The organism is Klenkia terrae (assembly GCF_900491935.1).
GTDB lineage: Bacteria > Actinomycetota > Actinomycetes > Mycobacteriales > Geodermatophilaceae > Klenkia > Klenkia terrae.
Genome location: NZ_UEXK01000004.1, coordinates 3,829,358 through 3,844,232 on the forward strand (window position 1 = coordinate 3,829,358; position 14,875 = coordinate 3,844,232).

The window sequence follows — 14,875 nt, forward strand, 5'->3', positions numbered from 1 at the left end:
GCTGACTGCTGAGCCGGTTTCATACCGGCCCGTGTCGTAAGCCGCGGTGTGATGCATAGAGTGCGGAACGTGACCGGAGGACGGGCGGACGCGGTATCGGTTGGCGCTGACGGGGTGCGCACGAGCCCTCCCCTTCCCGATCCGGGTCAGGTGGTCGAGGTTCGCGGGTCGACCTGGGCGGTGGCTAATGTCCTTACCCAAGGGTTGCCACGCAGCCCGGCCGATGAGGCAGCCGCGCAGTTGAGTCACATTGTCGAACTGCAGTCGCTCGACGAGGATCGACTCGGCGAGCAGCTTTCTGTGGTGTGGGAGCTCGAGGTCGGACACACAGTCACTCCAGACCAGGGCCTTCCAGAGCGCATCCGTCCAGATGCCTTCGACGACCCGACCGTGCTGGCTGGCTTCATCGACGCGATGCGTTGGGGTGCCGTCACCTCAGCCGACCCCAACCGCTACCAGGCGCCGTTCTGGTCGGGTGTCAACGTCGAGGCCTACCAGCTGGAACCCCTGCGCCGGGCATTGAGCGCGCCGCGCACCAACCTCCTCCTCGCCGACGACGTGGGCCTGGGCAAGACGATCGAAGCCGGCCTGGTTATCCAGGAGCTGCTGCTCCGTCACCGAGCTCGCTCTGTGGTGATCGTTTGTCCGCCTAGCCTGTCGTTGAAGTGGCAGGACGAGATGCGTGAGAAGTTCGGTCTGGACTTCACCATCGTCGACAGCGAGCTCATGGCGGAGATCCGCCGCTCCCACGGGCTGCACGCGAACCCGTTCACGCTCTTCCCGCGGGTCATTGTGAGCATGGCGTGGTTGCCTCAGGCGCGGGCCCAGCGTCTTCTGCGCGACGTGTACTCGCGCACGGCCAACCCAGAGACCGCCAAGCGCTTCGCCTTTGACATCATCGTGGTCGACGAGGCGCATCACGTTGCCCCTGCCAGCCCGTCGGCGGTGGCCGGGGGCCGGGGCTACGCGGTTGACACCCACCGCACCGTGGCCGTGCGTGAGCTTGCCGAGAAGTGCGAGCACCGGCTGTTTCTCAGCGCCACCCCGCACAACGGTCACCCTGAGTCATTCACCGCCCTGATGGAGATGATCGATCCCCGTCGGTTTTCGCGAGGTGCTCGTCTCGACGCCGCGGCGCTGCGTGACGTCACCGTCCGACGACTGAAGACGGACCTGACCGACAAGGGCTTTCAGAAGCGCTCGGTCACAGCGCTCTCCTACTCCCCGAGCGCCGAGGAGCAGAGCAAGTTCGAGCTGCTCGATCGGATCGTCCGGCGGAGTGCGGAGCTCAACGGCACCAGGCCGGGCGGTGACATCGTCACGATGCTGTTGAAGAAGCGATTCCTGTCCAGCCCTTACGCCTTTGGGACGACGTTGTCCCACTACGTTGCCGCACGCGCCGGTGCCGGCTTGGTCGATGACGACTACGACGACGTATTCGGAGAGGGGCAGGCCGACGACGAGGAAGGGCTCTGGGAGCAGGACGAGGCGACCCGGCTCCGGGACTCCAAGAGTTCGGACCCACTCAGCGGAGCCGAGTCGGGGCAATTGGAAGAGCTCGCCCAGTGGGGGCTCAGCCATGAGAGCAAGCCCGACTCACGACTGGAACGACTCGTTGAGTTCCTCGACGCCGTCTGCCGTCCCGCCGGCTCCTGGTCGAACGAGCGCGTCGTGGTCTTCACCGAGTACGCGGATACCGTCGACTGGCTGACCAGGGTGCTCACGCAACGCGGGTACGCAGACGTGCTGGCCGTCGTTCAGGGGTCGACGCCGACTGAAGACCGCGAGGTACTCCGGGAGCAGTTCAACGCCGACCCGGCTACGGAAGTGGTCCGAGTGCTGCTGGCTACCGACGCGGCCGGCGAAGGCATCGACCTGCAGAAGTACTGCCACCGTTTGGTGAACTTCGACATTCCGTTCAACCCCTCGCGCCTGGAGCAGCGGATCGGCCGCATCGACAGGTACGGCCAGACCGAGCGCCCCGAGGTCTTCCACCTGGTCCCGGATTCGACCTCCTCCACCTTCGGCGCCGATGCTCACTTCCTGTCGATGATCGGTCGCAAGATCGCCCAGGTGGAGTACGACCTCGGGTCCGCCAATCAGGTCGTGGCCGGTGAGCTGACGAGGCACTTCGCTGGGGGGCGGGCCACCAAGAAGAAGAAGAAGGGCCTCGACGGGAATCAGGTGATCTCTCAGGCGCTGGCCGGAGGGCTGACGTTGAACTACAAGCTCACCGAGCTGGAGCAGGGCTACAGCGCCTCCCGAACGGCGATGCACCTGTCTCCCGCCAACTTGCGCCGAGTCGTTGACACCGCCCTTCAGATCAATCACCAGCTGCCGCTGATCCCCAATGACGACTTCGTCGAGGACCTCGACGCCGAGGTGTTCGATGTGCCCGCGCTGACGGCGGGATGGCGGCCTGCTCTGCGAGGCCTCGACACCCGTCGGAAGCCCGGCATCTCCCGCCCGATCACCTTCGACCCGGAGGCGACCGCGGGACGCGACGACCTGGTCTATGTGCACCTCGGGCACCCCATCGTGCAGAAGGCACAGCGGTCGTTGCGTCGCTCGCTGTGGAGCGCCGACTCCCCGCTGAACCGGGTGACCGCTGTGGTCGTCGATGGGCTCCCCGAGTCCTTCGTCGCCGCGGTGACGCGCATGGTGCTGGTCGGCCGGGGCGGTCTGCGGCTGCACGAGGAGGTGTTCCTCGCCGGCGTCCGGCTGCGTGGACGGCGGGTCATGGCCGAGGACATTGCCGAGACCGCGCTGGATACGGCTCTGGACGGAGGCGCTTTCATCGCCGCCCAGCGTGACCTTCGGGTCCAGCTGGAGGGGCTGTGGGACGCCGATGATGGAGCGCTACGGGCGCGGTTGGAGCAGTCGATGAGTCAACGGGCGGAGCGCCGACACACGCTCGTCGTCGAGCAGCTGATGAAGCGTGAAGCGGCCGACGTCCAGCGAGCGCAGGACATTTTCGCCGCGTTCCGCACCAACCTGAGCGAGAGCCTTGGAGCACTGGAGCAGGTTGAGAACGACCAGCAGCTGTCGCTGCTCCCGGATGAACAGGAACGCCAACGTCGCCGCGACATCGACGGCATGCTGCGGCGTCTCGCCGAGCTCGGCGACGAAGAAGACCGGGAGATCGGCGCGATCCGCGATCGATACGCCGAGGTCAAGCCGCACACCACGGCGGCTGCGGTGGTTTTCGCGCTGACGCCGGCCGACGCCCGAGGGGTGCTTGCCTGATGGCCCGCACTGCCTCCGCCGCCGGTCAGGGCGGTCGCCAGGTCACTGGTGCCTGGATGCGCCCGATGAGCGCCGCCGAGCTGCATCGCTCGTGGCTGACCCTCCTGGACACTGAGGGCCCGTTTCTCGCGGTCCCACCCCTCAAGCGCGTGTGGCCTCAAGGAATGCCGGCCCTCGCCGTCGAGGCAAAGGCCGCCCTGGCGTCGGCGCACCGCACCTTCGTCGCCGCGTGGGAAAGCTACGACCGGGACCCGTCCAAAGAGCACGCGCTCGCCAACTACCGGGACGCCCGGGACGCCTGGGTGCAGATCGTGCTCCGGGACGTCGCGGGTTGGGCCGAGTCCATGAGCTGGGAAGAGATTCCTGGCCTGGTGGCGTCGTCGCCCGGCCGGGAGGTCACGGTGACCGCGCAGGCGGCTATCCGGGACGGCGACAGATGGGGCTGCCTCGTCCACCTGGTCGACCCAATTGACTCGCTGCGCCAAGCCCCGGGCGACCGGTGGGCTGCTTCACCCGTCGACAGGTTGGAGGCTCTGCTGCGGGCCGGCGGACCTGAGGTCGGCTTGGTCACCGATGGTCGCTGGTGGGGTCTGGTGTGCGCCCGGGAGGGCGCCATGGTTGCGTCGGGGGTAGTCGACGCTCTGGACTGGGTCGCCGAGCCCCGGGTGCGGGATGCGTTCTTCTCGCTGGTCTCCCGTCGCCAGCTGATCGGTGGTGACCCCGCCGAGCGACTGCCAGTGCTGTTCAAGGACTCGGTGGCTGAAGCAGAGGAGATCACCGAGGCGCTCGGCGCGCAGGTGCGCCAGGCAGTTGAGCTGCTGATCCAATCCTTCGCCGAGTCCGCCGCTGAATCACAGCGGCACGGACTGCCCGACCCCCTTCCCCGTCGAGCTCACGACACGTACGAGGGTGCGGTCACGGTGCTGATGCGGATCGTTTTCCTCCTCTTCGCGGAGGAGCGGGGATTGCTACCGACCGGCGAGCTCTTCGAGCAGGGGTACGGGATCTCCGGAGAGCTGTCCAGATTGGTCGAGCGTGAGGCCGCTGAGACCGAAGAGGCGCTCGACTCGACCTCGTTGACTTGGCACCGGCTCTTGGCCACCAGCCGGGCCCTCTACACAGGGGCCTCGTTCGAGAACCTCCGGATGCCGCCCTACGGAGGGGGACTGTTCGATCCGTCCCGGTTCCCCTTCTTGACCGGTACGACCGACCGAGAGACCTTGGCGCTCACCGTGCCCGACCGGGTGATGCTGCACGTTTTGCGGTCCGTGCAGCTACCTCGGCTGAAGAGTGGCGAGGCCCGTCAGATCTCGTTCCGTGAGCTGGACGTCGAGCAGATCGGCTACATCTACGAGGGACTGCTCGGCTACACGGCTGAGCGCGTCGACGAGCCCCATTTGGGATTGATCGGCAAGGCCGGCAGCGAGCCGGAGATCCCCGTGGCCGTGCTCGAAGATCTAGCGGCCGAGCACGCAGACCCGAAGAAGCTGGCCGAAGCGATCCGGCAGTGGCTCAAGGACGACCAGCCCGCAGCTGTCCCGGCCTCGGCGACCGCGATCGCCAAGGGCATCGGTGCGGAGCCAGACCCTGGCGCCGTCAGTGCGTTGCGACAGGCGGTCGGGGACGACACAGCGCTTCACGGCCGGGTGCTCCCGTGGCTTGGCCTGGCTCGGCTCGACTTGCGGAAACAGCCCTTTGTCGTGTTGGACGGCGGCCTGCTGGTGAAGGAGACGCCGTCGCGCCGCAATGCGGGTGCCCACTACACGCCCAAGTCGCTGGCCACTGACGTTGTCAGGCACGCACTGGAGCCACTGTGCTTCGACCCCGGGCCGCACCAGACGGCGGATGAGAGTCAGTGGAAGCCCAAGACGTCGGAACAGATCCTTGCGCTCAAAGTCGCCGACATCGCGTGCGGCTCCGGGGCGTTCCTGGTCGCCGCCGCCCGGTACCTGTCTGAGCGAGTGGTCGAGGCGTGGGTTCGGCAAAACCCCGACCATGAGGCTCGCACCGACCTTGAACGCCGGGCGATCCGTGAGGTGGTCGCCAGCTGCCTCTACGGCGCGGACATCAATGAGATGGCCGTCGAGATGTGCAAGCTGTCACTCTGGCTGGTCTCCCTTGACCGGGATCAACCGTTCTCCTTCGTCGACGACAAGATATTCCTCGGCAACTCGCTGCTCGGGCTCACCGATGTGCAGCAATTGCGCACGCTGCACATCGATCCAAGCCGCGCGAAGAGGCTCGAGACGTACGGCGTGGACGACGTCAAGGTCAACGAGGTGGTACGCCGCGCCTCGGAGCTCCGCGTTCAGCTCGCCACCGAGATCGACGATCGCGACCCCGCCCGAGACGGTGCAGCGAAACGCCGCCAGCTTGCAGACCTACGGCGGCTCACCGCGGACCTGCGTCGGCTTGCGGACGGCGTCATCGCCGCTGGCCTGCCCTTGGGTGGGAAACCGGGTGGAAAGCTGGACGACGCCTACGAGAACCTCCGCATCGCCGCCCGAACCGCAGCTCCCCGTGATGGCGAGCCGGGCAACCCTGCCATGCTCGACACTTTGATCGACAAGGGCTTGACGCCCACGGTCGCGACCGACTACCGGCGATGGCAGCCGCTCCACTGGGTGCTTGAAGCTCCCGACGTCCTCGTTGACCATGGAGGCTTTGACGCGATCGTCGGTAATCCTCCCTTCCTTGGCGGTCAGAAGCTCACCGGCGCCATGGGCGACGGAGTACGCGAGTGGTTCGTGCACGCGCTAGCGGGCGGGACCAAGGGCAGCGCCGACCTGGTCGCCTACTTCCTGCTTCGTGCGACGAGCCTTCTTCGCAGCACTGGCACGGTCGGGCTGATCGCTACCAACACCATCGCTCAGGGCGACACCCGGGAGGTGGGCTTGGACCGGATGGTCGACGCGGGATTCACAATCACTCGCGCCATCCAGAGCCGGTCTTGGCCGGCGAAGAGCGCCAATCTGGAGTTTGCGGCGGTATGGGGCACCGTCTCGGCCGTGGCCGACTACGTGCCAAGGGTCAGCGACGAGCTTGTGGTAGCCGGAATCTCGACGCGTCTAGAGGCCGAAGGGCGGGTGACTGGGAATCCGGTGCGGCTCGCGGAGAATTCTGGGATTGTTTTTCAAGGAGCAATTCATCGAGGCGAAGGCTTTCTTGTCACACAGGAGGATGTAGAGACGTGGACTGCAAAGTCTCCCGCAAACTCAAACGTACTTAAGAAGTTTCTGACTGGCGACGACGTAAACTCAAACGTGGGCGCAAGCGCATCCCGATGGATTATCAACTTCGGAAGCATTCGTCAGGCGCCTGGTCTCGAATTTGAACTTCCGTCTCAGCGCCTGCGGGAAACGGTGGCAAAAGAGCGGCAGGCGAACCGTGATCCTCTAGTTCGCCAGCTCCCGTGGTGGCAATATTGGAGGTCGGCGCCGGCTCTGACTAAGGCTATCGCCAACCTTGATGAAGTTCTAGTGATTGCGCTATTGAGCAAGTCTGTCATGCCTATGCGAGTGCCGGCTCGGCAGGTCTTCAGCAATACCTTGGGTGTCTTTGCGTGCGACAATCATGTCCTGCAAAGCGTCCTTTCGTCCTCGGTGCATCAGCTGTGGGCAATTACCTACGGGTCCACGTTGGAGACTCGCGTGCGTTACGTTCCCTCTGACGTCTTTGAGACCTTTCCCCGCCCCCCGTCGACGGACTGGCTAGCTCAGGTTGGCGAAGCGCTCGATTCGGAGCGGCGTGAGGCATTGTTGCGTCGACAGCTGGGCCTAACCTCACTGTATAACCAGGTCAACGACTCGGAAATTGGCGACTCGGTGGATTCAGACGTGAATCGGATTCGCGCAATCCACGTCGAGCTAGACCAAGCCGTGATGGCGGCCTACGGCTGGGGCGACGTTCAACTCGACCACGGGTTCCACACCTACCGCCAGATGACGCGGTGGACTGTCAGCCCTGCCGCGCGGGTGGAAATCCTCGATCGGCTGCTGGAGGAAAATCATCTCCGGGCCGCAGCCGAGCAGGCAGCGGGTGTCACCGGTAAGGGTGCCAATCGGCGAATCTTCTCTGAGGAACAGGAGGCACTCTTCCCGTGACCGCAGCCACCCCCTCTAACGCCCGTCCGCAAGGCACGTACGAACTGAGTCACGAGCTCGACGGTTCGTCGTACGAGGTGCGTGAAAACCTCGTCGACATCCTGGAGCGGGAGCTGCTTGGCCCGGTCGGTGGCCCAGACGAGGTGCTCACGTTCAGTCCGCGCCAGCAGTACCTGGTCGGGCACATTGCTCCGGTCAAGCTGAGCGACGACGTTGCCGTCGCCGAAGTGGAGGAGGGAGAGTCCGGCCGCGGTGACCTGGTGCAGGTCCGCACTGACGAGGCCGCCCTGGCTGAAGGGCGTGGTGTACCAGTATTCGCCGCCGACGACTCCGAGGCCGAGTCGGAAGACGACGACGCCGAAGACCGCACGCCCAAGCAGGGACTCATGATCCCCTCGTCCATGGGTCTGCGGTTTCAGGTACCCGCGGATCTGGCCGCGTTCACGGTGCGCGCTTCCTGGGGTGTGTACGAGCCGGTCGAGACCGATGAGGTCACGAAGTCCGGCCGGCCGATCCGTAACTACCAGCGCACCCCTGTTGAAGAGCCCCGGACCGTCGAGCTCGCTGATCTGGTGCCCGGTGAGACCCACACAGTGCCCCTCCGCGACAAGGTCTGCCTGCGGATCGACCGCTACGACGACACGGCCCTTGGACGCGTGCTCGTGGAGATCGCCCTGTGCAACGACCGAGTCACCCCGATGCCGATCCCGATCGGCATGTGGCTGTTCCAGACTCGACTCGTCATCGACGCCGATGGGGCCCAGGTCTTCCTTCCGGTCCGAGACGCCCTCGAGGAGCACTGGGCAGAGCACGACCCCGAGGTCCGGCGGCTCGATCTCCAGTACCGCGATCGGCTGCAGTTCGCGATCGGCCGGTGCTGCTCAGTCACGTGGAAGGCGGAAGTCGGATCACGACGTGCCACGTCCGTCGAGACGACCTGGCTGCCTGTGTCAGAGACGCCGCAAACGCGTGCCGGCGAGATCGACAACGCGATGCTGTCCATGGCCGCGTTGGCAGAGGCGGACTCCACCGGGTTGGCGACCGGGCTGTCTCCGCTGTTCGCCGGCTACGGAGCCTGGCTTGATGAGCAGGAGGAGCTGGCTACCAAACTCCCGGCCCACCTCCAGGACACCGCCGCGGATGCCCTGTTCGAGGCCCGGAAGGTGCACAAGCGGCTGACCGCCGGGCTGGCGCACGTCACGTCCAAGCCTGAGGCCCTGCGCTGCTTCCAGTTCATGAACAGAGTGATGCGGGACCAGCGCATCGCCTCGCAGGTTGCCGCTGGACGCGCCTCGAATGCGGAGATGTCGATCGCTGACGCGCATGCGTTGGTGGCAGCCCGTGGCGACAAGGCCGCGACCTGGCGCCCGTTCCAGCTCGCGTTCATCCTGATGCAACTCGGGGCGCTCACCGACCCCACTGCCCGGCTGCGGAGCGCGGATCTTCAGGCGCAGGTCGAGCTGTTGTTCTTCCCCACCGGTGGCGGCAAGACCGAGGCGTACCTCGGCCTGGCGGCCTACACGTTCGCCATCCGCCGCAGGCAGGGTGTTGTCGATTCCGACGACGGCCCGCTCGACGGAAACGACGGGGTCGCCGTGCTCATGCGCTACACGCTTCGGCTGCTGACCGCTCAACAGTTCCAACGAGCGACAGCCCTCGTCTGCGCCGCTGAGCTGGCCCGGTGCGAGGATGAAGCCACCTGGGGGACAACGCCCTTTCGCATCGGACTTTGGGTCGGTACCGCCGTCAGCCCCAAGCGGTACGAGGAGGCCGAGGACCAGCTCGTCAAGGCCAACCAGTACGGCAGCCACCGACTCACGGTGCTGCAGGTCCAGCGGTGCCCCTGGTGTGGCACTCCGATTGGGGCCGCCAACGTCCGTGCCGACCCCGTCGCGCGGCGGGTGTTCGTGTACTGCGGAGACGAGCTGGCTCGCTGTCCATTTGCGAAGGGCGGCGCAGTCACTGAGGGCTTGCCAGTCCTGACCGTTGACGAGGAGATCTATCGCCTCACCCCCGCTTTCGTCATCGCCACCGTCGACAAGTTTGCGCGATTGGCCCGGGAGGGTGAGGCCGCGGCCCTGTTCGGTTACGTCAACCGGAGGTGCGGCAGACACGGGTACGTGCACGTCGACTACCCGCATTGCACGGGCAGCTCACACACCTCAAAGGGCGGCCCGGCGGCCACCGTCGTGCCAGTGAGCCGGCTCCGGCCACCGGACCTGATCATTCAGGATGAGTTGCATTTGATCACCGGGGCGCTCGGCACATCCGTCGGGCTGTTTGAGGTGGCCATCGAGACCCTCTGCAGCTGGCAGACTCCGGACGCCATGCCGGTGAAGCCGCTGATTGTGGCCTCGACCGCGACCGTGCGCAACGCGCAAGCGCAAGTGCGCGCCCTCTACGGGCGCTGGGTGGAGATCTTTCCGCCGCAGGTGCTCGACGTCGCCAACACGTTTTTTTCGTACGAGATCCCGATCAGCAAGGAACACCCGGGGCGGCGTTATATCGGGGTCAGTGCTCAGGGCGTGCGACTCTCCAGCGCCGAGATCCGGGTCGCCGAGGTGCTGCTGTCGGCAGGCCAGTTGCTCTTCGACCGTTCCGCGGACGACCCGGCGCTGACGGGGGACGCGCGGAAGGCCGCGGACCCCTACATGACCCTGGTGGGCTACTTCAACGCCACGCGTGAGCTCGCTGGCATGGCCCGCTATGTCGCGGACGACGTCCAGAACCGGGTTAAGCGACCGCGCCGGGGGGCCGGGTTCCCCAGCCGGCTCGGGGCCTCGTTCGGTGTACTCCACGTGGGTGAACTGACTTCTCGTATCGCGTCGGCTGAGATTGGTCGGACCCTGGACCGCCTCGGTGGTGAGTTCAACCCGGACTACGACAGCTCCGCAGCGTTCGGGGCGCGCATGGCGGCAGCCGATGCGGGTGTGTCCGCCTCCCCTCGCAAGGACGTGCCCTTCGACGTGGTTTTGGCGACCTCGATGCTGCAGGTCGGTGTCGACGTCCAGCGACTAGGTCTGATGCTCGTGGTCGGGCAACCGAAGAACACCGCCGAGTACATCCAGGCGTCATCTCGGGTCGGCCGAGACTCGGATGATCGGCCCGGTCTGGTGGTGTCGCTGGGGAACTGGGCGCGGCCGCGCGACCTTGCACACTTCGAGCAGTTCCGGCACTACCACGAGACCTTCTACGCGCAGGTGGAGGCGCTGTCGGTCACCCCCTACTCGCCGACGTCTCTCGAGCGTGGGATCGACGGCCTGCTGGTGAGCGTCGTCCGCGTGCTCCAGGCCGCCACCGCCGACGGTCTGTCTCCCGAGCAGGCAGCGGGACGAATCAAGCAGAACCTCACCGCCGTACAGGGGCTCGTGTCCCGCTTGATGCAGCGGATTGAGGCCGCGGCGCAGGACGAGGACGCGACCAAGCTGGCAGACCATCTACTGGTCAACCGGGTCGAGCACTGGTCGAAGCGCGCTGGAGAAGCCGTGGCCAACGGACAGACTCTCGTCTACGAGCGCACAGGGAAGGGCAACGCTCACATGCCGCTGATGATCAGCCCGGAGAACGCCGTCGCCGTTGCTGGCAGCTCGGTGCCCGCGCCCTTCCGGATCGCCAATTCAATGCGTGAGGTCCAGCCGGAGATCAACCTGCTGGTCAGTCCGCTGCCCGACCGGCTCTTCGCCCGTGCGCCCGAGGGCGCTCCTGCCTGGACTTTGCCTTCAGGGGACGACGCCTGATGGCCGAAGCCTCCACCGCATCGGCCGACGCAGTCGCGGACATGCTGGCCGACGCCACGGACTCCCTTGACCCGCTGACCGACGCCGAGAACGCACACGTCAAGAACCGTGCTCGAGTTGGATCAGCCCGTCCCTCGTCATTGCTGTACACCTACGGCCCCGGCGCAGTGATGGACCTGCCGAACTTCGCCGTGATGCCGGCCGGGCTCGACGACTGGGACCCCATCTGGAAGCGTCGCGAGCACGTGCCGACCATCATCGAGCCACGGCTGCTCGACGTCGTCCGGATGCACCTCGGCAGGGATGTCGACTCCCTCCGGCCTTACCCCTGGCAGCCGAAACGCGGAGGCCCGTCCACCGAGGGGACCGACCTCGGTGTCCCGGCTCGCGTGTTCCCGCAGTGGTTCCGGTGTACCGGCTGCGACTACCTCGGTCCGCTGCCGCGCTTCACCTACACGAACACCCACCCCTTCCGCCCCGACCTCGCGCAGTTCACCCACGAGAGCTGCCCTGGGCGAGGCAAAAAGTCCGGGGGGAAGGGCAAGCGGAGCAACCCGGCTGTGCCCGCGCAACACCTGTTGACCTGTACCAACGGACACCTCGACGAGTTCCCGTATGCACTGTGGGTGCACAAGGGGAGGGCCTGCCCCAGGGCTGAGAGTCCTGACCTCAAAATGCGGGACGCGAACGTCGGCGGCAGCGTCGGCTCCACGATCGTGTGCACGCAGTGCTCGGCCAGCCGCGGAATGTCGGAGGCGCAGGGGCGGGTCGGCCGCGACAAGTTGCCACAGAAGTGCCGCGGCCGCCACCCACATCTCGGCGCCTTCGATGCCGACTGCGACGCGCGACCGGCCATCGTCCTGATGGGTGCGTCGAACCTGTGGTTCGCGTCGACGCAGTCGGTCATCGTGATGCCGCGCGATGACAAGCAGCAGACGGCTGCGCTGGCCGACCAGATGCGCGCTGAACTCGGCTTGGAGAAGGTCGCGAAGTACCAGGCGCATCCGGACTTCCTGCGGGATCTTTTGTCGGCACACATCGACCTCGAGACGGTGACGGACGACGAGCTGGCGGCTGCGGCCGCGAAGGCGATGGCGGGGGATTCCGATGAGGTGCGCCAAGACAAGCTGGCGGGCTGGGACCCGATTGACTTGCTGGTGCCCGAGTGGGCCTACCTCCAGCAACCTGCATTGTTTGCGCAGCAGTCCAACAGCACTGGTCTTATGGTCACTGAGCGCGACCGAGGCGCAAAGCTGCATCCTCACGTTCAGCGCGTGGTCGCGGTCAACAAGATGAAGAAGGTGAACGCCGTCCTGGGGTTCACCCGACTGGACGAGATGGACCGGGTCAACGACCTGTCGAGCCGGCTGGTCAAGCTGACTCGCAACAAGCGGCCCAGGTGGGTGCCGGCAACCGAGGATCGCGGGGAAGGCGTCTTCCTGCAGCTCGACGTTGACGCGGTTGCCGCATGGGAGACCGTCGTCCTGGCGTCCCCGCTGTGGGCGGAGCATCGGCAGGCGCATGACCGCAACTTCGCCCGGCGGTTCTCGGAGACAGCGAAGAACGTCGACTCAGCGACGAGATTCCCTGCTCCCCGGTACTGGTTGCTGCATACGTTCTCGCACGCGCTCATCCGGGAAATGGCCATGTACAGCGGATACGGCGCAGCGAGCCTGTCCGAGCGCATCTACGGCTGGCCGGGCTCCGCGGAACGGTCCGCTGCGGCTGGCCTCCTAATTTGCACTACGGCGTCCGACAGCGAGGGCACGCTCGGAGGTCTGGTTGCACTATCGCAACCAGAGCGGTTGCAGTCGTTGGTGTCCTCGGCACTTCGGCGGGCTGCGCGCTGCTCGTCGGACCCGGTCTGTGCGATGCGGACACCAAGGGACCCTGAGGACTTCCTACACGGAGCGGCGTGTCATTGCTGCACGTTTGCATCCGAGACGTCTTGTGAGAACGCCAACCGATTTCTCGATCGGCGTTTTATGCTCACGCTCGCGACGACGACTGGCGCTAGAGTGCCTGGGTTCTTCGGCGTCACTAATGGCAGTTGATCCGTTGAACGACCTCGGCGGCTACTTCACAGGAGCTGAGGCCCGGGCCCTCGCTGCGGGGTTCGCTGGTGGCCGCCACATCACTCAAGTGCTCACTGCTGTTGATTCGGCCAGGCGCACCCAAGGTGGTCAATTGCTGGCGGCGGCCGGGCTAAATCACACAACCGCCGACTTGGCGGTAGCTGTCCTGACTGCCGTTGCGGGTGCGAAGGGTTCCGACCGCAAAGTGACTCCCGTGTGGACGATGCCCGGCAACGAGGCCACCGTTGGGCATTTAACCAGCCAATTCCACGTCCTCGTGCAGGGTGCGCGGCAGTCCATTACGTGCGCAACGTACAACTTTCAATCTTCGTCACAGATGTGGTCCGAATTGGCACTCGCCGCAGGTCGGCCCGGGGTTGCCGTCACGGTATATATTGACGCTTCGAAAGCGGATGCGGTTGCTGTGCAGAAGCAGCTTGCCGGTGCGACTGTCTACCGATCAAGCGAGCTGGATTCTGGACAAAAGGTCGTCAGTCATGCGAAATTTGTTGTGGTTGACCATCAACTAGTGCTTCTGACTAGTGCCAACTTCTCATACAGTGCTGAGAATCGCAACGTCGAGTTTGGTCTTTTGCTGCATGATAGCGGTCTGGCCGAATCAATCGAGTCTGTGATGACAAGCAAACACGGGTCTCTGTACAACCTGGCTAGTACTTGATGTGTCCACTCGAAGTGTGCGGAACTATGAGTTGGTCGGCTGTCATCGAGGTTGACCCTTCTTGCCCTGCAGTAGGTCACCTCTTACGCCCGCGTAATTCCGATGCATGTCGGCCAGTCCGGGTGACGATGGAGGTGACCGAATGCGCTGGTTCGGTGATGTTCCGAAGGTGTTGAAGGTCGGCTTTGCCGAGTTCATGGGTGCCCGTGAGGCACTTGATTACTGGCAGGTTCGGCTGGATGACGAGTTCGCTTCTGAGCAGCACGGCGAACGACCAGATCCGGACCGGACCGCCGAGACCCTGTTCCTCCTCGCGCAGGTGCAACTCGACCAGGCAGTAGCAATCTTGAATTCTGAATTCGACGTGGACGCCCGTCCGTTCTCAGGCGGCGAAGTTGGCCGAAGGTTGAGGGATGTCATTTCCGCCGTGGAAGACGGTCAGAGTGCGATAGAGGCTTATCAATTCGAGATTGATGTGGTTGGCGAGGGGGTGGACCTCTGGCGCTCGCTTCGGCAGGCGGAAAGTCTGGCCGTAACCCATGCGTTTGAATGGGATGGCAGCATCACCCTTACGCTGGGGCCACCACTGCCCCAGCTGAAATACTTGCGTGTCGAGGGCAGTGATGGCGCTGAACTAAATTCAACACCCATGGAGGTGTTTTCCGCAGCGAGCGCCTGCACAAGTTGCGTAGCTGAACTAGCGGTTCGCTATCGCAAATGGCGTAGTCAGGGCTGGGGTCCGGAACCCCAACATGAGGACGGGTATGGACAGACCGCACCGTAATGAGTCGAATAGGTGTATGCGAACGGCCAATCGGGGGTCGATTCCGCTGGCCGCGGAACGCGTCGTGGCGCTGAGAGCATCGAGACAGTTAGTCGTTTGGCCGGTCCTAATACATAGCTGATGTATTGGTTGATTGTCGAGACCAGGAGGAAGGTTGTCGAGATCTATTGTCGAACAATGTTTACGTGAAGCGCGAGCAGCCGACGGGTCGCGAGCTGGGCTCGTTTGGCTGGCGTTGGGGCGCGGTAAAC

The 14,875-nt window shown here is 65.0% G+C and carries 6 protein-coding genes; all 6 read left to right on the forward strand.

The genetic code is table 11. The annotated features are described in order from the left end of the window. The first annotated feature begins 69 nt into the window (after positions 1-69). A complete protein-coding gene (drmD, locus tag LFA75_RS19125) occupies positions 70-3,246 on the forward strand; it encodes a DISARM system SNF2-like helicase DrmD (protein ID WP_225235182.1) in 3,177 nt (1,058 codons plus the stop codon). Between the two features lie 65 nt (positions 3,247-3,311). Then, positions 3,312-7,349: a DNA methyltransferase gene (locus LFA75_RS19130; protein ID WP_225235183.1), complete on the forward strand. Its 4,038-nt coding sequence runs from the start codon at positions 3,312-3,314 to the stop codon at positions 7,347-7,349. Next, positions 7,346-11,086 carry a DISARM system helicase DrmA gene (drmA, locus tag LFA75_RS19135; RefSeq protein WP_225235184.1) on the forward strand — a complete coding sequence of 1,247 codons (3,741 nt, stop codon included), beginning with the start codon at positions 7,346-7,348 and terminating at the stop codon, positions 11,084-11,086. The genes LFA75_RS19130 and drmA overlap by 4 nt, the downstream gene beginning before the upstream one ends. Further along, complete coding sequence (gene drmB, locus LFA75_RS19140) at positions 11,086-13,140, forward strand: DUF1998 domain-containing protein (RefSeq protein ID WP_225235185.1); 2,055 nt, start codon at positions 11,086-11,088, stop codon at positions 13,138-13,140. Before drmA ends, drmB begins: the two co-directional genes overlap by 1 nt. A 4-nt stretch (positions 13,141-13,144) precedes the next feature. Then, positions 13,145-13,840: a DISARM system phospholipase D-like protein DrmC gene (gene drmC / locus LFA75_RS19145; protein ID WP_225235186.1), complete on the forward strand. Its 696-nt coding sequence runs from the start codon at positions 13,145-13,147 to the stop codon at positions 13,838-13,840. A 142-nt stretch (positions 13,841-13,982) separates the two neighbouring features. Continuing rightward, the gene (locus LFA75_RS19150; protein ID WP_225235187.1) at positions 13,983-14,624 is read left to right on the forward strand and encodes a hypothetical protein; all 642 of its coding nucleotides are present in this window, start codon (positions 13,983-13,985) and stop codon (positions 14,622-14,624) included. Positions 14,625-14,875: the final 251 nt, after the last annotated feature.